Source organism: Rhodococcus sp. 05-2255-3B1, from assembly GCF_002258545.1.
Classification (GTDB): domain Bacteria; phylum Actinomycetota; class Actinomycetes; order Mycobacteriales; family Mycobacteriaceae; genus Rhodococcoides.
Genome location: NZ_NOZC01000004.1, coordinates 162,867 through 182,966 on the forward strand (window position 1 = coordinate 162,867; position 20,100 = coordinate 182,966).

Consider the following 20,100-nt stretch of genomic DNA (forward strand, 5'->3'; position numbering starts at 1 on the left):
GGTCACGGCACCGCCTCCTCTAACGCAGCGGGTTGTCGACGATCCACCACGCCGCATAGGGCGGCAACCACACCGAGCCGGTGTCGTCGACCTGCAGATCGTGCTGCGAGAGAACCTCGACCGGGGCCGGAATCCCGAGTTCGATCAGCTGCGCGTGCGGAAACGAGCGGTGTTCGGCGGTGACGTTGTAGAGGGCGACGAGGGTGCCGCTCGGATGCCGCCTGCGCACCACGAGCAGACCGTCGTCCGACTCGCTCTGCACGTCCACCGGCGCTTCGGCGTGCAACATCGGCAGGCCGGCGCGCACCTTCGCGATGCGAGCGATTCCGTCGAACACCCGTTGTGCGTCACTCCCCCGATCGAATCGGCCGGCCCGATCGGCATCGGTCACGCGCGGCCGATGCACCCACCTGTTGTCCTCGGCATGGGCCGGTTCGTCGGCCCAGTTCGGATCTCCCGGGGAGCCGAGCTCGTCGCCGCTCCACACGACCGGGATTCCGCCCCATCCGGCAATGATGGCGTGTGCGAGAAAGATTCGACCGAACGCGCCGTCGGGATCCAGGCGGGACTCCCCCAGTCCGGTCAGCGCGGCTGCGGTGCCGCTGATCCGACGGTCACCGGTGTCCGGGTTGTACTGGAACACCAGGCCTTCGGCCCAGGAGCCGTCGAATTCGCCCGAGTACCAGTCGGCCAGAAACTGGCGATGCCCTGCGCCCGAGAGTCCCAGGGACGCCGCGTCGCCGTCGTCGACGGCCCAACCGATGTCGTCGTGGCAGCGAACGTACGTCACCCAGGTGCCGCTGGGTGGCGTGGGCGGCAACGATGCAAGGGCATGCCGCGCCAATGATGTACTGCCCGTTGCCAACATCGACCACACCTGGACCATCAGCGAGTTGTGGTACGCGATGTCCGAGACCCGTCCGGTGTGCCGGCCCTGACCCAGGTACGGCAGCAGATCGCGGGGCCCGACAATGGCCTCGGCCTTGAACAGCGTGGCCGGAGCCGCCAGTCGGGCGGTGGCTCGCAGGGCCTGAGTGACCGCATGCACCTCGGGCTGGTTCTGGCAGTTGGTGCCGAGTCGCTTCCACAGAAATGCGATCGCGTCGAGGCGCAGCACTTCGACCCCGAGATTGGCCAGGTGCAGCACGATGCTTGCGAACTCCTGCAGCACAGCGGGATTGGCCCAGTTCAGATCCCACTGCCATTCGTTGAACGTCGTCCACACCCACTCGCCGAGTGTGTCGTCGAAGGTGAAGCTGCCCGGCGCGAAGTCCGGGAACACCTCGGGGAGTGTGCGCTCGTACGAGTCCGGGGTGGTGCGATCGGGATAGATCAGAAAGTAGTCTCGATACTTCGGATCGCCCGAGCGCGCCCTCTCGGCCCATTCATGCTCGCGGGCAACGTGATTGAGCACCAGATCGACAACGAGACTGATGCCGCGTCCGCGCAGCGTTTCCGCGAGCGCCCGCAGGTCCTCGTTGGTGCCGAGGTCTTCTCGCACCGCGCGGTAGTCCATCACCGCGTATCCGCCGTCGTTGTCGCCGGGACGCGGCTGCAGCAGCGGCATCAGATGCAGGTAGGTGACACCGAGATCGGTCAGATGGTCCAGTCGCTCGCCCACCCCGCGCAGCGTCTGTCCGTACCGGTCGACGTAGCAGGCGTAGCCGAACATGTCCGGCTGCTGGAACCAATCCGGTTCGAGCAGCCGACGCTGATCGAGCCGGTGCAGATCCTCGGGGCGGGACGCGTAGGCGCTGGCAGCGATCTCCACCAGGGTGGCCGCCACCGCGTCGGGATCGGGATAGACGGCCGTGACCGCGTCGTGCAGATCGGGAAACCACTGCTCGAGACGCAACTCGAAGGTCTCACGTCGGTGGGCGGGAAGCTCGGCGAGGATCTCTCGGGTGACGTCGGAGACGGCGGGGTGAACCATGGGCTCATTCTGGCATCGACCCCGGCGTGGGGACGCGCATACATCCGGTTACCGCGGGGTATCACAGCGCCATGTCATTGCTGACCCGCACATTGGACACGTTCCTCGACAGAGCAGTCGTTCCCGGATACTCCCGCATCGGTGCCACGGTGCGTCGACGATTCTGGGCCGCGGATCCGACGCCGTTCCCCGCCCCCATCGACATGGTGGTGACCGGCGCGTCGTCCGGATTGGGCGCAGCCACCGCGAAGGAACTGGCCAGGTTGGGGGCACGGGTGCACCTGGTCGGCAGGTCGGCCGATCGGCTGGAGTCCGCGGCCGCGGCCATTCGAGCCGAGGTGCCCGACGCCTCCCTCGTGGTCCGCGAGTGTGACATCAGCGATCTCGATTCCGTGGCGGCCTTGAGCGCGGCTCTCGCATCCGAGCTCACATCGGTGCACGCATTGGTGCACTGCGCCGGGGTCATGCCGGACGAGCGGCAACTCTCGGCGCAGGGGCACGAATCCGCTTTCGCCACCCACGTTCTCGGGCCGGTCGCATTGACCGTGGGACTGCGAGAGCTGTTCGACGCCGGATCGCGGGTCGTGTTCGTCTCGAGCGGCGGCATGTATGCGGTGCCGCTGCAGAACTCGGACTTCGAGTACGAGAACGGCAAGTACTCCGGCATGACCGCCTACGCTCGCACGAAGCGAATGCAGGTGGTGGTGGCCGAGCAACTGGCCGAACGCTTTTCGCTCGAAGACGACCCGGTGGTGCACAGCATGCACCCGGGCTGGGCGGCCACTCCCGGCGTCACCGGATCGATGCCGATGTTCGGTTCGGTGATGAAGCCGATTCTGCGCAACGCACACGACGGGGCCGACACCATCGTCTGGCTCGTCGGGTCCGACCAGGCCTTGACCAGCACCGGCACGTTCTGGCACGACCGGGCCCCGCGTCCGACTCATTACCCTTCCTGGCGCGGAGATTCACCTCGCGTGCGAGATGCACTGTGGGCGAGCGTGGTCGAGGCGACGGGGATCGAGACCGAACCCTCGGCCGGTGGCTCACAGACCGAGTAGATCGGCCGATCTGCGCAGGCGCATCAACACCTGAAGGTCGAGAGCATCGTCGGGGTCACGCCACTGCGTACCGATCAGCCGGTCGATGGCTTCGAGCCGTTGGTAGAGCGTGTTGACGTGCACTCCCAAGCTCGACGCGGTGGCCGAATGGTGGCGACCGTGAGCCAGATACGTCGACAAGGTCTCCATCAGCGGGACCCCGCGCTTGTCCTGCTCGGCGAGCAACGGCCCGAGCTTGTCCTCGGTGAGCTCGTCCAGGTGCTCACGGGCCATGTGGCTCAGCAGGATTCGATAGATTCCCAGGCCGCGCGCCGAGGACACTTCTCCGTCTCTGCCGAGAGTCGTCAGCACGTCAGCAGTCTGTTGCGCTTCTCGGAACGCCGTCGCCAGCGCGTCGGCTCCTCGCGCGGGTTCGGAGATTCCCACGGTGGCCCGGGTGACGATCATGCGACGAACGGCAGCGGACTCGCGAGCGGGAACGACCAACAGGATTCTCGAACCCTGCTCCGCTACAACCGATCCCGGGGGCAGTGCGAGAGCTTCCAACTCGGCTCTCGACGCGTTGCCCTGCGCGACCGCCACACAATACGTCACGTCCGGAGTCAGTCCGGCACGGTGGAACTGCCTGCGTTCGTCCTCGGGCGTCGACGTCGGATGGAGGAGTAGATCGAGCAGGAATGCGTCCTGCGCCCGGCGGGCGGATTCCGCGGCCGCGCGCTCCTCGGCCAGCGACAGCGCGATGGCCGGCACAGCTCGATCGAGAAGTAGGCGGGTCTGGTCGTCGTCCGATCCGACGGAGATCAACACCCCCAAGAAGCGACCGGCAGCCACCACCCGGCGCGCAGTGATCTCGTCGCCGACGGCAGTATCGGCACCCGCCCTGCAACGTTCGACCAGGGCTTCGACCTGGACCGCTCTGTCCTCCAGGGCAACCGGTACGGACGCGGCATCGCCCACGAAATACGCCGGACGTTCGGTGGCCGACGCCACCTCCCGAACCAGACTCCGCACACCGCCTCCTCGGAGCACGACCTGTGTCAACGTGCGGTCCCATTGCAGAGTCTGCTCCAATTCCGTGGTGCGGAGCGACAATTCGGCGTTGAGGGTTTCGAGCGTGTCGATCGCTCGCACGTTCTCGATGGCGATGGCCGCGTGCGCGGCCAGTGCGGACAGCAGAGCAATCTCACTGTCTGCGAAATCCCGCTCCTGCCGCTTGCACGCGAACAGTGCGCCGATCACGCGGTCGCCGACCCGAAGCGGTACGCCCAGCAGACCGCGCATGTTCTCCGACCGCGCAGCACTGTCGGCTCCCGTGATGTGCCGAAATGCAGGTTCGCTCTGATAGTCGGGTGTCCACGACGGCGAGGCACCGCGCACGATCAGCCCGACGAGCCCCTCGTCCAGTGTGAGCCTGATGCCCACCAGTTGCGGGGTAAGGGCACCACTGGTGACCTCGATGACGAACTCGTCGCCGTACACCGAACCCATGTAGGCCAGGTCCACGCCGAGCAGCCTGCGCGCCTGGTCCACCACTTCCTGCAGCAGAATGCGATTGTCACGCACAGTCGTCAGGCGCACCGCGATGTCGTTGAGCGCCGACAGCTCGGTGCTGCGTTGTTTGCGTTGATCGAGCAGAGTGCGCAGCCGGAGTGCCGCATGCGCCTCGGCACCGGGAAGATCTAGTCGGTGGGCTTCCAATTCATCGACGGACGCGTCGTCTAGCAGCATTTCCATCCATGACTTCGCGGGCGACATGGAGAAAACCTACATTGGCCGAGACCCGCGTCACAGCTAAAGTCGAACACATGTCGCTCGTGGAACAGTTGTCCGAGGTCCTGCCCGCGGATCGGATCGTGGTTGACCCGGACGTCGTCGCCTCCTACCAGCACGACGAGGCCGAATGGGCACCGTATTCGACGCCGGTCGCCGTCGTGCGACCCCGCAGCGCCGAAGAAGTCCAAGCTGTCGTTCGTGCATGCCTGGCCCATGGCGCACCCATCGTCACCCGTGGGGCGGGCACCGGACTGTCCGGCGGCGCGAACGCCACCGAGGGATGCGTCGTTCTCGCGCTCGACGGCATGGACACGATCAAGGAGATCGACCCACTCGAGCGCTACGCCGTCGTCGAGCCTGGAGTCGTCAACGATCACCTGCGCGCAACCGTTGCCGAGCAGGGTCTGTGGTATCCCCCGGATCCGGCCAGTGCGCCGTGGTCGACCATCGGCGGCAACGTCGCCACCAATGCCGGCGGATTGTGCTGCGTCAAGTACGGCGTCACACGTGACTACGTGATGGGCATGCAGGTCGTCACCGGAACCGGAGAACTGGTTCGACTCGGCCGCAAGACCGCCAAAGGCGTTGCCGGCTACGACCTTGCAGGCTTGATGGTCGGATCGGAGGGCACCCTCGGCATCATCACCGAGGTGACCCTGAAACTACGCCCGCTGCAGGATCCGCAGCGGACCGTCGCCGGCTACTTCGATTCGATCGTCGACGCCGGGCGTGCCGTCGCCGCGGTGGCCGCCGCCGGCTTGACGCCGTCCGCACTGGAGTTGATCGACAGGCAGTGCCTCATCGCCGTCGACGCGTGGAAGAACATGGGCCTGTCGGTCGAGGCGAATGTGGTGTTGCTCGGACGTATCGACGATCCGGGTCTCATCGGAGACCAGGAAGCCGAGAAGATGCTCTCGTGCTTCGACGAGGCCGGAGCGACCTGGTCTGCGGTCTCGACCGATCAGGAAGAGGCCGACGCCCTGTTCGCGGCCCGACGGTTGGCGTATCCCGCGATGGAGCGTCTGGGTCCGGTGTTGACCGAGGACGTGTGTGTGCCGAAGAAGCATGTACCCGAGATGCTTTCGCGCATCGAGCAGATCGGCCTTCGCTACGAGACGACCATCGCCAACATCGCACACGCCGGTGACGGAAACCTGCACCCGCTGCTCATCACTCCGCACGACGACCTTCCGGCTCGCGAACGCGCTCAGGCCGCCTTCGCCGAGATCATCGACGCTGCACTGGAACTCGGCGGCACCGTGACCGGCGAACACGGAGTCGGACTGCTCAAGATGGACGGCCTGGTGCAGGAACTCGATCCGGTGGTGTTGGAGATGCACCGAGCTGTGAAGAAGGCACTGGATCCGCGCGGAATCCTGAACCCGGGCAAAGTGTTCACACCCTGATCCACTGCATCCCACGATCCGCGTCGACGGCCAGCGAGCGGCGGCTCGATAACCGTCGGAGGCCGCCGGGAGGTCAGAGCATCGTGGATTTCGATTCGAATGCGTCAGCCATCGAATCGCCGGACCCGCCAGGGCGGAGTCTCGCGACGCGGTCGGACCCTGATCGCGCGAAACCGATAACCGTCCTGATCGACAGCAGGCTCCCACTCGAAGTCGACCTGCTCGCCTACTGCGAGCTCGGAGACACCTCCACCGATGTCGAACCCTGTTCCCGATCGAGAGTCGATGACCTCATCGGGATGCAGCGCGCTGAAGAATGACCAGCATCCACCCGGAGTGTCCTCGGAATCGATGACGCCCCAACTCTCTTCGCCGTTCCACACGGACACCACTCCGACTGACCACGTTCCAGCCCGAATCGGTTCGTCTCGATCCAGATCGATGACTTCGGTGACGGTGCCGTCAGGGGCAATATCCCAAGCACCGAATGTCGGACGACTCGACTGTGGAACCGGTTCGGTGCCCAGCGGCCAGGCGCGAACTGTGAAGAAGCTGTACCCGTACCGAGGTTCTTCCTGTGGCTGCCACTCGAACTCCACCTCTTCGCCTGGAGTCAGCACCGGCAATCCGTGAACAGCAACGGCACCAGACGGCGTCCAGCTTCCGCCCGGAGTGTCCTCGGAATCGATGACGCCCTCCATGCCGAGAATCTCCCAGCTCCGGACCCGCCCGCGACTCGTCATTCGTCGAGTATGTCCGCTGTACGGTGCGGGGACTGGATCCGGCTGTGTAGAAGATGCTCGGCTCCGTAACTACGCAGCCGTTCGTCAGTGCGCCACCGGCACATCCGTATTGTTCTCGGAGCGGACTCCCATTCGGCTGCGCAGAGCGATCACCAACACCACCGCCATGAGCATGACACCGCCGACCACCCACAGGCCCGCCTTGGCGTTGCCAGTGGCGTCGAGCAGCCACCCCGTCACGTATGGGGCACCGAAGCCCGAGGTGTTGCCGACCGAGTTGATGATCGCGATTCCAGCCGCTGCGCCGGCTCCGGTGAGGAAGGTGCTGGGCAGGTACCAGAAGACGGGTAGAGCGCAGAACACGCCGACGGCGTTGACGGTCACCGCAATCATGGTGGTGAACGGTGAATCCATGTACAGCGCAAATGGAATGGAGATCGCACCGATCAGAGTCGGTATCGCTACATGCCACGTTCGCTCGCCGGTCCGGTCCGAATGCCGACTCCAGAGCACCATCGCCACCGCGCCCACTGCGAACGGCACCGCCACGATGAGTCCCGTGGTCACGAGCGAGAAGTCGGTATCGAACGTCTGCTTGAATCCCGCGACGATGCTGGGCAGAAAGAAACTCAGGGAGTAGAGGCCGTAGGTGATGCCGAAGTAGATCAGGCCGAGCATCCATACTCGTACATCACCGAGCGCACGCTTGACCGAGCCGCTGACGTGCCCGCCTTTCACTGCGTCCTCGGACTCCAATTCCGCAGTGAGCCATTCCTTCTCGTCAACGGTGAGCCACTTCGCCTGAGACGGTCGATCCGTGAGATAGAACCAGGTGATCACGCCGAGCAGAATCGCCGGAATGCCTTCGAGGAGGAACATAACCCGCCAACCCGACAGTCCGAACAGACCGTCCAGGTACTGAATGATCGCACTCGACAGGGGCGCACCGAGCGCCGATGACACAGGCAGAGCCAGCAAGAACAGGCCCATCAACCGCACGCGGTAGGCGCGCGGAAACCACATCGTCATGTACAGCAGTACGCCGGGAAAGAAGCCGGCCTCGGCGATGCCGAGAAGGATGCGTAGACCGTACAGCCACCCTGCCGTCGGCACGAAAGCCATGGCGGCGGCCACGATTCCCCACGACACCATGATGCGGGCGATCCACCGTCGGGCACCGAATTTGTGCAGCGCCAGATTACTGGGCACCTCGAACAGCAGATACCCGATGAAGAACAGTCCCGACGCGAGGCCGAACATCGTCTCGGTGAGGCCCAATTCGTCGCTCATGGTCAGCTTGGCGAGACCGATGTTGGTGCGATCGAGATAGTTGACGAAGTAAGCCAATCCGAGGAACGGGATGATGCGTCGAGCGACCTTCTTGACCACCCTTGATTCGATCTCGGGCTTCGACGTGACTGCAGGCATGGGCTCGGCCTTCCCTAGATCGAAAGTGACCTGGACCACGTTATGGGCGACTCGAGCGAAGGTCTATGGAGAAACCACCCATCGACGGCGGGTGTGTGAGGGTGAAGTCTCCAGCACTCGCCTCCGGGCTGCCGTGTTGCAGTCGACTGCCCACGCTGCGATCCTGTGGTTGTGCGGGTAGCTCTCATTGCCGATATTCACGGCAACATCGCGGCGCTCGACGCCGTCGTCGACGACATCGAACGCCATCGCGTCGACTCGGTGATCAATCTCGGCGATCTGTTGTCCGGCGGCCTGCATCCGCGTCGAACTGCGGACCGGCTGATGGCACTCGGTTTTCCCACTGTCGCGGGAAATCACGACCGCTATCTGCTCGAGCAGGACCGGGAGTCCATGGGCAGTTGGGATCGGCACGCCCATGATCGACTCGACGACGAGCATCGACAGTGGCTGGCCTCGCTGCCGTTCTCATTGGAGTTCGATGGCGGAATCCTCGCAGTGCACGGAACACCCACCGATGATGAGCAATATTTCCTGCACTCGGTGGACGACAACGGCTCTCGCGAGGCAACCGAGGCCGAGATACTGGACAGGGCAGCAGGTTTTACGAACCACTCCGTCATCGCCTGCGGCCACACCCACCTGCAGCGACAATGGACTCTCCCCAGCGGCACACTCGTGGTCAATCCAGGGAGCGTCGGCGTGCCCGCCTACGACGACGATCAGCCCTACCCGCACGTCATGGAATCCGGCTCTCCGCATGCGCGCTACGCGGTACTCGACGACCACGACCGTGGCAGCTGGACAGTCTCGTTCGAGCTGGTCGAGTACGACCACGTCGGTGCCGCCGCCGATGCCCGCGCACACGGGATGAGCGACATCGCCGACGCACTTCTCACCGGATTCGTCGGCCCTGCGCCGCAAATGCCGTCACACTGATCGCGTGAAGATCACCGACGCTCAGCGCCGACACCGGCTCGTCGCGCAGCACTTCGCCCGTGCATCGACCACCGAAGCTGTGGTGTCGTCACTCCTCGCGTTGCATGCCACCGATCCGGCGACGGTGTATCTGTCGGTGCTCGCCCGCGCTCGAACACTGGAACTCTCGGATGTTCGTGATGCGATGTACGAGCGCCGGAGCCTGGTGCGGTTGATGGCGATGCGGCGCACGATGTTCGTCGTCGCTCACGACGACGTTCCGATGATTCACGCTGCGGCGAGCCTGGGAGTTGCGCGCACCATGCGGGCACGCCTGATCAAGCAGGTCTCCACGTTGCCCACCGAACCGGTAATCGCCGATGTCGAATCCTGGCTTGCAGCAACAGAAGAAGAGACCGAGTCGGCGTTGCGATCGATGGGGACCGCGACCGGGGCCGAGCTGTCTGCCGTCGTGCCCGGCCTCAAGACCGCGCTGCTGCCGACCACCGACAAGGTGTACGACGTCAAGCGGTACGTCACCTCGGAGGTACTGGTGATGATGGCCGCCGAGGGAAGGCTGGTGCGCGTCGAACCGCGGGGCGCGTGGACATCGCGACGCCACGCGTGGGCACCGATCGATCACTGGTGGCCGGACGGGATTCCCGATCTCGACGAGACCGAGGCACGTGCCGACCTTGCCCGACGTTGGCTCGAGGTGTTCGGCCCTGCGACCCTCGACGATCTGCAGTGGTGGACGGGCTGGAACAAGACACAGACTCGTCAGGCGGTGTCCGGACTGAACGCCGTTGCGGTCGAACTGACCGAGGGCGACGGAATCATGTTGTCCAGCACTGTTTTCGATAAGCCTTCCGGCACGAGCGTCATGCTGCTACCTGCGCTCGATCCCACGCCGATGGGGTGGAAGCACCGAGCCTGGTATCTGGGTGAGCACAAGGCCCCGCTGTTCGACACCTTCGGCAACATCGGCCCGACCATCTGGTCCGGTGGTCGTATCGTCGGCGGTTGGGCGGTCACCGGTTCCGGAGCAGTGGTGACGGAATTCCTGGAGGACGTCGGGTCTCCGGTGTCGAAAGCCGTTGCAGCCGACGCAGAAAGAATAACCACCCTGCTCGACGGCACCCCGGTGGTCCCGTCCTTCCCGACGCCGCTGGAGAAGAAGTTGCGGGGAAAGAAGTAGCCGATATCTGCCTGGGCAGCGGGGCACGCGGCCGAACGGTGCCCGAATTCGCGATAGGGTCGGACCGTGCCGATCAGTCTCGTTTCCATCGTCCTCCCCGTGTACAACGGGTTGCCCGATCTGGATGAGCAGCTCGAGGCCGTCGCCGCACAGGACTACACGGGCGACGTCGAGCTGATAGTCAGCGACAACGGCTCGACCGACGGCCTGCGCGCACACCTCGAGAATCTCTCTCTGCCTATGACGATCCGCATGGTCGACGCCTCCGCCAAGCGTGGAGTCTCGTACGCCAGAAACGTCGGCGTGAAAGCTGCGCACGGCGACATAGTTGCCTTCGTCGACCACGACGACGTCGCTCATAAGACTTGGCTGACTGCTCTGGTACATGCACTCGACAGTTTCGACGCGGTGGGCGGCGCACTCGAAGTCGAATCCCTCAATTCCCCGGAGGTGGCGGCGTGGCGAACCGTCCCGCCGCCCGGCGCTCTGTTCCGCTCCGCCTATCTGCCGTACGCACCGGGGAGCAATTTCGCCATGTGGCGGAGGGTGTTCGAGAAGGTCGGAGACTTCGACGAAGACTTCGTCGGCGGTGCCGAGGACGTCGACTACTCGTGGAGAATTCAGCAGGCGGGATCGACACTCGGACATGCCGCGGATGCAGTGGTCGCCTACCGCGTCAGAACGACTGTCCGTCGATCGTTCGAGCAAGGTCGGGCGTACGGCCGGACGTCTTATCAACTGTCGACGAAGCACCGCGCATCGGGCTGCCCACACCCCTCGTCCTTGGTCAGGATTCCCGTACACGCGGTGTCGATACTTTATCTTGCGACAGTTCGTAATCCGTGGCTGCCGAAGATATTGAGACCGCTACCGAGTGGTTTGTGGGCGCACTACATCGGGATTCACTACGGCGCTCTGCGAACACGAGTGACCTCGCTCGGCCGACGACAGAGACCGAGCGTCCGATGACGCACGAGACCGTCGATGCGCTACGCGAAGAGACTCTCGGCGTCCTGCGGCCTCACGCGGAACCGGGAGATCGTGTGGCGCACCTGGACTTTCCGAATCACTACAATGCCGGTGACTCGCTCATCCACGCCGGTGAGGTCGAGTACCTGAAGCGGTTGAACGTGCACGTCGACTACGTGTCCGATCCGTTCACCCACAACGATGCTCTACTCGAAGAACGAATCGGCGACGGGACCCTGTTCTTGCAAGGCGGGGGAAATTTCGGCGACCGGTGGCCGATCGACCAGAGGTTTCGTGAAGCAATCGTTGCGCGGTTTCCTCGCAACAAAATAGTGTGCCTCCCCCAGAGCATCGACTTTGCCGATGCCGGAGCCCTTACGAGGACCGCAGCACTGTACGCGCAGCACCCGGATCTCACCCTCATGCTCCGTGAACAACGTTCGTACGAATTGGCGCTCGAGCATTTCCCGAGCAATCGCGTCGAGTACTGTCCGGACATGGCTTTCGGTGCCGAGATCGCGCGCAGCGCCGAAGGCTCTGCAGTGGAGGTCGTGAAGCTCCTGCGCGCCGATTCGGAAAGCCTCGGTCATGCATCGGTGAACATCGACGCTTCATCCGTCCAATACGATTGGGGCCTGCACGGAACGGATCTGGCGATCTCGACGGCGGTGATGCTGCCGACTCTGATTGCGCAACGTTTCCCCAGAACAAATCGTCTGCTCTACCCCGCCCTTCTCCGCTCGTACGAGCAAACGGCGAAGCTCAACCTTCGTGTGGCCCAACGCATTCTGAACCTCGCACCCGTCGTCCTCACCGATCGACTGCACGCCGCGGTACTGGCGGCGATGATGGGCAAGCGTGTCGTGGCGATGGACAACGCGAACAGGAAGGTGTCCGGTATCTATGACGCCTACCTGCACCGTTTCGACAACGTCCACTTCGCGCCGACCACCGACGAGGCCGCCGAATTGGTACGGCAGGCCGTGTCCGACTGTCGGTGAGAAACGCTGCTCGACCCCGCGCGGACGTTCAGAATGGGTAGCGACCCTCGGCCCAGGCACGGGCAGCCGGAGGTGTCACCGCATCGACAGGTTCGCCGTCGCGGAAGTACTGCGTGTGCAGAATCCGGCCCGCATCGACGGCTTCCTGCCATGCCTGAGTGGGACCTTCGCCGAACCAGAGCCACGGGGTGATGTCGTCCATGATCACGATCGAGTCCGCGGTGGCGAGTGGACGGAGGTCGTCGAGGTCTGCGCGAGCACCTTCCACCGAATGGTCGCCGTCGATGAAGATGACGTCGAACCGTACGTCCGGATGTTCCTTCGCATAGGCCGCGATGGTGATGTGCGAGTCGCCCGGGATCAGGGTGTGCCGGCCCGGAAAGTTTTCGTCGATATGGGCTTTCGCGGCGTCGCTGTAGGCATAGGCGGCCAGGTCGAAGGACACGACGGTCGTATCGGGCGATGCGTCGAGGAACGCCCAACTCGAGAAGCCGGCATTGAACCCGACCTCACAGATCAGCTTCGTACTCTCCCGTGCCGCAAGCGAAGACAAGTATGTCTGCTCCGCCTCATCGGCTCCACGCTCGAAAGGTTCCCCAGCAGTGGCCGTTCGGTGCACCAAGGCTTCGAGTTCCTGCAGACCCATTCACGTTCTCCTATCGTCCGATTCGAAGCGTAGTCAACATCATTGGGCGGCGCAGACGACGACGCCCACTCGCAGAACGTGCCGCAATGATCACCGATAGGCGTCCCTGCGATGAGCAATTGCTATCACTCGCACCACAACTCGGGTGTCGTAGATTTGGTGGACGAGGGGTCACGGATGAACTCACGTCGGGCAACGACCGGACCCGCGGTCGACCGAACGTGCTCAGTCGACGACCGAACGGACGATCTCGGCGATGCGCTGCGCCGTGCCCTCGTCCACGGTCTCGAAGAACCACGCCGCAGGCATCAACTCTCCGTCCGCGCCACCGGCAGCGCGGAACACCGCCTTCTCGGTGATGGCCAGATTCAGTCGATCGTCGTTGCGCAGCGTCACCAGCGCCGGTGTGCTCGCCGACTTCGCATAGGCGGGCATTCCGTACCAGATCCGCGGCTTCAAAGTGGGTGCCGCGGACACGATGATGTCGTGCACACGCTGCATGACCGAACGCCGCGGTTCGTCCATCTTCGAGATCTTCTCGATCACCTGAGCGAGGTTCTTTTCGTCCTTCGACGACATGTCATGTCCTTTCGCCAACCGATGTCGGGCATCGGCACAATGAAGGAGGCGCATTTCTGCGCCGCACCCCATCCGGACATGTCCTGAGCTGGTCAGGCCTCTCCTCGATGATTCACGTGGTTGCCACGTGGAAGCGCAGTCGGTGGCGCGTACCACCGTGGTAACGATATCTGACACTCGGCGGTAAAGCGCCGCCGATTCTGCAATTCGGCGACTAGACGTTGAAGCGGAACTCCACTACATCGCCGTCGGCCATGACGTAGTCCTTGCCTTCGATGCGTACCTTGCCTGCGGCCTTGGCCGAGGCCATGGAACCCGCGGCGATGAGGTCTTCGTAGGAGACGATTTCGGCCTTGATGAAGCCGCGCTCGAAGTCGGTGTGAATGACGCCCGCAGCCTGGGGTGCGGTGTCACCCCGATGAATCGTCCACGCGCGAGCCTCTTTCGGGCCAGCGGTCAGGTAGGTCTGCAGGCCGAGGGTGTGGAAGCCTGCACGTGCCAACGCATCGAGACCGGGCTCGGTCTGTCCGACGGATTCGAGCAGTTCGGCTGCCGATTCCTTGTCGAGTTCGAGCAACTCGGATTCGATCTTCGCGTCGAGGAACACCGCATCGGCGGGCGCGACGAGGCGAGCCAGTTCGCCGATCTTCGCGTCGTCGGTCAGCACCGACTCGTCGGCGTTGAAGACGTACAGGAAGGGCTTGGTGGTGAGCAACTGAAACTCACCGAGCAGCTCGAAGTCCAACTTCGCCTTGGCCGAGAACAGCGTCTTGCCGTCGTTCAGCACAGCCTGCGCGGCCAGCGCCGCATCGAGTGCGGGCTTGCGATCCTTCTTGATCCGCACTTCCTTCTCGAGGCGCGGGATGGCCTTCTCCAGGGTCTGCAGATCGGCGATCGCGAGTTCGGTTTCGATGACCTCGATATCGGCGGTCGGGTCGACGCGACCGTCGACGTGCACCACGTCGTCGTCGGCGAAGACACGAACGACCTGGCAGATGGCGTCGGCCTCACGGATGTTGGCGAGGAACTTGTTGCCCAGGCCTGCGCCCTCGGACGCACCCTTGACGATGCCGGCGATGTCGACGAACGACACCAGCGCGGGCACGAGCTTCTCCGAACCGAACACCTCGGCCAGCTTCTCGAGCCGAGGATCCGGCAGCGCGACCACACCGACGTTGGGCTCGATGGTGGCGAACGGATAGTTCGCGGCCAGCACATCGTTGTTGGTCAGTGCATTGAAGAGGGTGGACTTGCCGACGTTGGGCAGTCCGACGATTCCGAGGGTGAGGCTCACGGTCTATGGAGTCTACTTTGACGACACCACCAGCTCGGACAGTGCCCGGCCAGCGTCGATACTGGAAGCGCCGAGGGGTGCAAGAACGACGTGATCCGCTCCCGCCTCGTGGTGCTCCGCCACCCGCGAAGCAATCGTCTCGATACTCCCCCACATCACCACGCCGTCGATCAATCGGTCGCTGAGCTGGTCGACGTCGGCCTCGGCGAAGCCCATCCGCAGAAAGTTCTGCCGATAGCCGGGAACAGTGGCGAGAAAGCTCAGCGGCTGCCGAGCTGCAGCACGCGCCCGATCCGGGTCGGACTCGACCACGACGAACTGGTCGACCACCAACGTCGACCCACCGAGTGCACCGCGCGCCTGCGCCGTCCACTCCGGCGTCACCAGCAACGCGATTGCGCCGGCAGCGCGGTCCCGCGCCATCTCCAACTTCCTCGGACCGAGCGCCGCGAGCAGAAGGTGATCGGCGGGCACCTCGAGCTCGTCGAGGTACTTCCTCAACCCGGCCAAAGGCCGAGCACTCTGCGGCCCACCGAGGCCGACAACGAATCGACCGGTGCCCGAGAGCTCGTCGAACAGCTCACCGGTCTGTGCAGGTGAGTACACATCGACCGGCACGATCCCCGGAACGATGGTCGCCTTCTCGGTCGCGTGGACCAGATCGGCCAACCTGCCGAGCCGATCGAGCTGCCCGCCCGGCAACCAGACCGAGGTGAATCCGAGTGATTCCAACTCGCGTGCGTCGTCGAGGTACGACGGCGATACGTCGGTGGAAATGCCGAGTCTGCCGAGACCGAGTGTGTCCATGCAGGCGACGCTAAAACCTCGAGTTATATCGAGGTCAAGTGCGGATCGCCGAACTCGGGTCCCAACTCGCCAAGATCGGCAGAATCTCGGCAGTGCTCGACCCGTCCTCGACCGTGTAGACGATGAGACTCTGATCCGGCTCGCTGGGCGAGGTCAGAAACTCGATACCGAATTCGAGGGTTCCCGCCGCCGGATGCTGGATGATCTTGGTTGCGCGCTCGAATTCGCGAACCTCGTGGTCGCTCCACCACTGCTCGAAACAAGGCTCTGCGGAACGTAATTCGTCGATCAAGGCGGTGAGCGCGCGATCCCCCGGTCGACGAGCGAGGTCGCGGCGCAACCCCGCGACCGATGCTGCCGCGAACTGCGACCAATTGACGATTCGCTCGCGGGCGATGGGGTTGCGAAACAGATAGTGGAACAACGACTGGTCGGCGGACGGTTGCAGACTCAGTACCGATCGGACCAGCGAGTTGCTGGCCAGGACGGCCCCGCTGCGCCCGAGCAGGATCACCGGCACATGGTCGAGCGCTTTCATGACCTGGAGCAGACCTGGATTCGGTACCTGCGCAGCATCCTCGGTGGGCGTCGCCGGGGACGCGAGATCGAGTAGATGCGCGGACTCGACATCATCGAGCTTCAACGCACCGGCGATTGCCAGCAGCACCTCGTTCGACACGTTGGCCTGCCGACCCTGTTCGAGTTTGCTGTAGTAATCCGGACTCACTCCGGCCAGAGCCGCCAGCTCTTCGCGCCGCAGCCCCGGCACCCGTCGGGCACCGGGATACGTACGAATCCCGGCCTCGATCGGGGTCATGCGGTCGCGCCGATCACGCAGAAATGCGCTGAGGGCGGACCTGTCTTTGTTCACGAATCCCACAGTAGCGACATGGGCGATCGGCAACCTGGTCATGACAGACCTAGGCAGAACGACGCCTGGTTGCCTGCCTCGACCGACCGTAGACATGGCGTCATGACTTCTTCCACTTCTCCGCAGCTCCTCGGACGCACAGCCGTCGTCACCGGATCGACCAGTGGGATCGGTGCTGCCATCGCGCTGACCCTCGCCGCCCAGGGGGCATCGGTGGTCGTCAGCGGCCGCGACGCCGAGCGCGGCAAGGCCCTGGCGCACAGCATTTCCGAGACAGGCGGCACTGCGGCCTTCGTCGACGTCGATCTCTCGGGCAGCTACCAGGAGCTCCGCGAATTCGCGGCCCGCGCCACCGACGCTCTCGGCGGCCGTGTCGACATTCTCGTCAACAACGCCGGCATCTATCCGGCCACCGCCACCGCAGACCTGCCCGACGACCAGCTCGACGCGATGCTCGCCGTCAACGTTCGAGCTCCGCATGTGCTCGTCGGCGAACTGGCTCCCGCCATGGCCGAGCGCGGCAGTGGCGTCATCGTGAACATCGGGTCGTGGATGGCCATGATGGGGAGCCCGTTCGCCGCGATGTACTCCGCTACCAAGGCCGCCGACGAGCAACTCACTCGCAGTTGGGCTGCCGAGTTCGGCCCACGCGGCGTGCGGGTCAACGCCCTCGCACCCGGCGCGACGCTCACGCCGGGCAACGAGGATGCGCGGCAGGTGTTGGACGCTATGACGGCCGGAACGCCTGCAGGCATAGTGCTCTCTCCGCAGGACATCGCCGACGGCGTTCTGTTTCTGGTATCGGACAACGCCGCGATGATCCACGGCACAACGCTGTACGTCGACGGCGGTATCTCGGTCACCCGCGGATGAACACTCGTGGTGCTGACCGCTACTGGGCTGTTGCCTTCAGCGTCGAGGTGGCCTCGGCCAACCGAGTGACGGCGTCCCAATCCTCCTGCGCGACGGCCGAAGCCGGAGTGAGCCACGATCCGCCCACACAGCCGACGTTCGGCAGCGCCAGGTAGCTCGATGCATTGGAGGTCGAGATGCCACCCGTCGGGCAGAAGCGTGCGGCCGGGATCGGCGAGTGGATCGACTTCAAGAAATTCGCGCCACCGGATGCTTCGGCCGGGAAGAACTTGAGCTCGGTGTGACCGGCCTCGAGCAGAGTGAGCACCTCGGACACCGTTGCGGCACCGGGCAAGTGGGGTAGTCCGGTGTCTCGCATCGCCTTGGTCAGTGACGGCGTACAGCCGGGCGAGACCAGGAACTGTGCGCCCGCGTCGGCGGCCTGCTTGGCCTGGCCGGGAGTGATGATCGTGCCGGCACCGATGAGGATGTCGGGAACCTCGGCGGCGATGCGCTCGATGGCATCGAGCGCCACCGGTGTCCGCAGAGTCAACTCGATGACGGGCACTCCGCCCGCCACCAGAGCGCGAGCGATCGGAACGGCATGGTCGAGATCGTCGATGACGACGACGGGAATGACGGGTACACGGTCGAGCAAGGATGCAGTCACGGTCTTACTTTCTCTCGAATCGGGTTCTCGGGTCAACGCATCACGAACATCGCACCCTCGTCTGCCGGACCGACGAGAGCACGCATCCCGGAGAACAGGTCACGGCCGGTGCTCGACCACTCGTCTGCGTCCAACACTCGACCGGTGACCGGTCGGGCTTCGAACTCGTCGAGCGGAACGTCGATCGACAATGTGCCACCGAGAGAGTCCACGGTGATCACGTCACCGTCGAGGATCTTCGCTATCGGTCCACCGCTCGCCGCCTCGGGTGTGAGATGAATTGCCGCAGGCACTTTTCCGGAAGCTCCGGACATCCGGCCGTCGGTGATCAGCGCGACGGACCGGCCGCGGTCCTGCAGGATACCCAACGCGGGGGTGAGCTTGTGGAGTTCTGGCATGCCGTTGGCCTGCGGTCCCTGGTACCGCAGCACCGCAACGAAATCGGTGTCGAGCAGTCCTGCATCGAATGCTGCCAGGAAGTCGGCTTGGTCGTCGAACACCCGCGCCGGACCGGTGACCACACGATGTTCCGGTGCCACCGCAGAGGTCTTGATGACGCTTTTGCCGATCGGACCGGTCAACATCTTCAGCCCTCCGTCGGCACTGAACGGCTCGGTTGCACCGCGTAACACGGTGGCGTCATGACTGATTCGAGTTCCGTCCTGCCACATCACTCCGTCGCCGTCGAGCTTCGGCTCTTGGGTGTAGCGTCGCAGGCCCTGCCCAGCAACGGTTTTCACGTCCTCGTGCATCAACCCGGCGTCGAGCAGAGATCCGATGACGAATCCGAGGCCGCCTGCGGCGTGGAAGTGATTGACGTCGGCCTTGCCGTTCGGGTAGATCCTGGCCATCAGCGGCACGACGGCCGACAGATCGGACAGGTCCTGCCAGGTCAGCGTGATGCCGGCAGCCTTGGCGATGGCGACGAGGTGCATCGTGTGATTGGTCGAACCACCGGTGGCGAGCAACGCGACGCAGCCGTTGACGATCGACTTGACGTCCACGACCTCACCCACCGGCGTGTAGTTGTCACCGAGCGACGTCAGGCCGGTGACGACGTGCGCGGCCTCGCGGGTCAATGCGTCGCGCATCGCAGTTCCGGGGTTGACGAACGACGATCCCGGCAGATGCAGGCCCATGACCTCCATCAGCAGCTGATTGGAATTGGCCGTTCCGAAGAAGGTGCAGGTACCGCTGCCGTGATACGACGCGGCCTCGGCGTCGAGCAGAGCCTCACGGCCAACCTTGCCCTCGGCGTAGAGCTGGCGCGCTTTTGCCTTCTCCCCGTTGGGAAGTCCGGACGTCATCGGACCTGCGGGCACGAACACCGCGGGAAGATGGCCGAAACTCAGTGCACCGATGAGCATTCCGGGGACGATCTTGTCGCACACCCCGAGCATCAGGGTGGCGTCGAACATGTCGTGGGACAACGCAATTGCCGTCGACATTGCGATGATGTCTCGGCTGAAGAGCGAGAGCTGCATGCCGTCGCGGCCCTGGGTGATTCCGTCGCACATGGCGGGGACTCCCCCGGCGAACTGCGCGATGCCGCCGGCATCGATGACGGACTTCTTCAGCACGGCGGGGTAGTTCTCGAACGGCTTGTGCGCCGAGAGCATGTCGTTGTACGCCGAGACGATGGCGATGTTGGGCTTGACCATGCCGCGCAGTGCTAGTTTGTCGGCCTTGCCGGAGGCGGCGAAACCGTGGGCGATGTTGGCGCAGGCGAGGCGGCCACGGGCGGGGCCTCGATCTCCTGCGGCGTCGATTCGAGCGAGGTAGGCGGCGCGAGCGGACTGGCTACGGTCTGCGATGCGGTCGGTGACCTGCCGCAGGACCGGATGAAGTGTGTCCATGAGTATCTCCGATGTTCGGTCTCTCATCACTCACCCTAAGGCCGCTTAGGTCGATCGACAACCCAACTTATGCTTTTCGAAGTTATAAGTGGCAC

General features: G+C 64.2%; 18 protein-coding genes. 7 read left to right on the top strand and 11 right to left on the bottom strand.

Features of this window, described 5'->3' with window-relative positions:
• Window positions 1-19: 19 nt before the first annotated feature.
• Window positions 20-1,933, bottom strand: a complete 1,914-nt coding sequence (locus CH249_RS02955; protein WP_094682157.1) for an alpha-amylase family protein — start codon at window positions 1,931-1,933, stop codon at window positions 20-22.
• Between the two features lie 71 nt (window positions 1,934-2,004).
• Here CH249_RS02955 and CH249_RS02960 point away from each other — a divergent pair, with 71 nt between their 5' ends.
• Window positions 2,005-2,994 (top strand): SDR family NAD(P)-dependent oxidoreductase, encoded by a 990-nt coding sequence (locus CH249_RS02960; protein WP_094682158.1) that lies wholly within the window; start codon window positions 2,005-2,007, stop codon window positions 2,992-2,994.
• Here the strand turns inward: CH249_RS02960 and CH249_RS02965 are convergent.
• Window positions 2,980-4,728, bottom strand: a complete 1,749-nt coding sequence (locus CH249_RS02965; RefSeq protein WP_094682219.1) for a GAF domain-containing protein — start codon at window positions 4,726-4,728, stop codon at window positions 2,980-2,982. The two genes, CH249_RS02960 and CH249_RS02965, sit on opposite strands and share 15 nt — an antisense overlap.
• Before the next feature lie 71 nt (window positions 4,729-4,799).
• Between CH249_RS02965 and CH249_RS02970 the strand changes: the two genes are divergently transcribed.
• Complete coding sequence (locus CH249_RS02970; protein ID WP_032394054.1) at window positions 4,800-6,173, top strand: FAD-binding oxidoreductase; 1,374 nt, start codon at window positions 4,800-4,802, stop codon at window positions 6,171-6,173.
• A 104-nt stretch (window positions 6,174-6,277) separates the two neighbouring features.
• Here the strand turns inward: CH249_RS02970 and CH249_RS28280 are convergent, their stop codons facing one another.
• Together CH249_RS28280 and CH249_RS02980 are read right to left on the bottom strand one after the other, a co-directional pair.
• Window positions 6,278-6,916, bottom strand: coding sequence for a hypothetical protein (locus tag CH249_RS28280; protein ID WP_256988061.1), 639 nt, complete (start codon window positions 6,914-6,916; stop codon window positions 6,278-6,280).
• A gap of 84 nt (window positions 6,917-7,000) precedes the next feature.
• Complete coding sequence (locus tag CH249_RS02980) at window positions 7,001-8,344, bottom strand: MFS transporter (RefSeq protein WP_094682159.1); 1,344 nt, start codon at window positions 8,342-8,344, stop codon at window positions 7,001-7,003.
• A 171-nt stretch (window positions 8,345-8,515) separates the two neighbouring features.
• Between CH249_RS02980 and CH249_RS02985 the strand changes: the two genes are divergently transcribed.
• The 4 genes from CH249_RS02985 (at window position 8,516) to CH249_RS03000 (ending at window position 12,430) form a co-directional block, all read left to right on the top strand.
• Window positions 8,516-9,283: a metallophosphoesterase gene (locus CH249_RS02985; protein ID WP_094629565.1), complete on the top strand. Its 768-nt coding sequence runs from the start codon at window positions 8,516-8,518 to the stop codon at window positions 9,281-9,283.
• A gap of 4 nt (window positions 9,284-9,287) precedes the next feature.
• Complete coding sequence (locus tag CH249_RS02990) at window positions 9,288-10,460, top strand: winged helix DNA-binding domain-containing protein (protein ID WP_094682160.1); 1,173 nt, start codon at window positions 9,288-9,290, stop codon at window positions 10,458-10,460.
• A 66-nt stretch (window positions 10,461-10,526) separates the two neighbouring features.
• Window positions 10,527-11,429, top strand: coding sequence for a glycosyltransferase family 2 protein (locus tag CH249_RS02995; RefSeq protein WP_094682161.1), 903 nt, complete (start codon window positions 10,527-10,529; stop codon window positions 11,427-11,429).
• On the top strand, window positions 11,426-12,430 hold the full coding sequence (locus CH249_RS03000; protein ID WP_094682162.1) for a polysaccharide pyruvyl transferase family protein: 1,005 nt from the start codon (window positions 11,426-11,428) through the stop codon (window positions 12,428-12,430). Before CH249_RS02995 ends, CH249_RS03000 begins: the two co-directional genes overlap by 4 nt.
• Window positions 12,431-12,458: 28 nt before the next feature.
• Here the strand turns inward: CH249_RS03000 and CH249_RS03005 are convergent, their stop codons facing one another.
• From CH249_RS03005 to CH249_RS03025, 5 genes are all read right to left on the bottom strand, one after another.
• Window positions 12,459-13,076: a class I SAM-dependent methyltransferase gene (locus tag CH249_RS03005; RefSeq protein WP_094682163.1), complete on the bottom strand. Its 618-nt coding sequence runs from the start codon at window positions 13,074-13,076 to the stop codon at window positions 12,459-12,461.
• A 225-nt stretch (window positions 13,077-13,301) separates the two neighbouring features.
• Window positions 13,302-13,655, bottom strand: a complete 354-nt coding sequence (locus CH249_RS03010) for a DUF1801 domain-containing protein (RefSeq protein WP_032394047.1) — start codon at window positions 13,653-13,655, stop codon at window positions 13,302-13,304.
• A gap of 214 nt (window positions 13,656-13,869) precedes the next feature.
• Window positions 13,870-14,949, bottom strand: a complete 1,080-nt coding sequence (gene ychF, locus CH249_RS03015; RefSeq protein WP_032394046.1) for a redox-regulated ATPase YchF — start codon at window positions 14,947-14,949, stop codon at window positions 13,870-13,872.
• Between the two features lie 12 nt (window positions 14,950-14,961).
• Window positions 14,962-15,756: a TIGR03620 family F420-dependent LLM class oxidoreductase gene (locus CH249_RS03020; RefSeq protein ID WP_094682164.1), complete on the bottom strand. Its 795-nt coding sequence runs from the start codon at window positions 15,754-15,756 to the stop codon at window positions 14,962-14,964.
• A 34-nt stretch (window positions 15,757-15,790) separates the two neighbouring features.
• Window positions 15,791-16,627, bottom strand: a complete 837-nt coding sequence (locus tag CH249_RS03025) for a helix-turn-helix domain-containing protein (protein ID WP_094682221.1) — start codon at window positions 16,625-16,627, stop codon at window positions 15,791-15,793.
• 102 nt (window positions 16,628-16,729) lie between these two features.
• Here CH249_RS03025 and CH249_RS03030 point away from each other — a divergent pair, with 102 nt between their 5' ends.
• Window positions 16,730-17,500 carry an SDR family NAD(P)-dependent oxidoreductase gene (locus tag CH249_RS03030; RefSeq protein WP_094682165.1) on the top strand — a complete coding sequence of 257 codons (771 nt, stop codon included), beginning with the start codon at window positions 16,730-16,732 and terminating at the stop codon, window positions 17,498-17,500.
• A 19-nt stretch (window positions 17,501-17,519) separates the two neighbouring features.
• On the opposite strand, the gene eda is transcribed toward CH249_RS03030, so the two are convergent.
• Window positions 17,520-18,149, bottom strand: coding sequence for a bifunctional 4-hydroxy-2-oxoglutarate aldolase/2-dehydro-3-deoxy-phosphogluconate aldolase (gene eda, locus CH249_RS03035; protein WP_094659337.1), 630 nt, complete (start codon window positions 18,147-18,149; stop codon window positions 17,520-17,522).
• A gap of 32 nt (window positions 18,150-18,181) precedes the next feature.
• Window positions 18,182-20,005: a phosphogluconate dehydratase gene (gene edd / locus CH249_RS03040; protein ID WP_094682222.1), complete on the bottom strand. Its 1,824-nt coding sequence runs from the start codon at window positions 20,003-20,005 to the stop codon at window positions 18,182-18,184.
• Window positions 20,006-20,100: the final 95 nt, after the last annotated feature.

Coding starts and splice junctions, on each gene's coding strand:
- CH249_RS02965 (WP_094682219.1), bottom strand. CDS start 4,728: ATGGAAATGCTGCTAGACGACGCGTCCGTCGATGAATTGGAAGCCCAC.
- CH249_RS03010 (WP_032394047.1), bottom strand. CDS start 13,655: ATGTCGTCGAAGGACGAAAAGAACCTCGCTCAGGTGATCGAGAAGATC.
- CH249_RS28280 (WP_256988061.1), bottom strand. CDS start 6,916: ATGACGAGTCGCGGGCGGGTCCGGAGCTGGGAGATTCTCGGCATGGAG.
- CH249_RS03005 (WP_094682163.1), bottom strand. CDS start 13,076: ATGGGTCTGCAGGAACTCGAAGCCTTGGTGCACCGAACGGCCACTGCT.
- CH249_RS02960 (WP_094682158.1), top strand. CDS start 2,005: ATGTCATTGCTGACCCGCACATTGGACACGTTCCTCGACAGAGCAGTC.
- CH249_RS02955 (WP_094682157.1), bottom strand. CDS start 1,933: ATGGTTCACCCCGCCGTCTCCGACGTCACCCGAGAGATCCTCGCCGAG.
- CH249_RS03020 (WP_094682164.1), bottom strand. CDS start 15,756: ATGGACACACTCGGTCTCGGCAGACTCGGCATTTCCACCGACGTATCG.
- edd (WP_094682222.1), bottom strand. CDS start 20,005: ATGGACACACTTCATCCGGTCCTGCGGCAGGTCACCGACCGCATCGCA.
- CH249_RS02970 (WP_032394054.1), top strand. CDS start 4,800: ATGTCGCTCGTGGAACAGTTGTCCGAGGTCCTGCCCGCGGATCGGATC.
- CH249_RS02980 (WP_094682159.1), bottom strand. CDS start 8,344: ATGCCTGCAGTCACGTCGAAGCCCGAGATCGAATCAAGGGTGGTCAAG.
- CH249_RS03030 (WP_094682165.1), top strand. CDS start 16,730: ATGACTTCTTCCACTTCTCCGCAGCTCCTCGGACGCACAGCCGTCGTC.
- CH249_RS03000 (WP_094682162.1), top strand. CDS start 11,426: ATGACGCACGAGACCGTCGATGCGCTACGCGAAGAGACTCTCGGCGTC.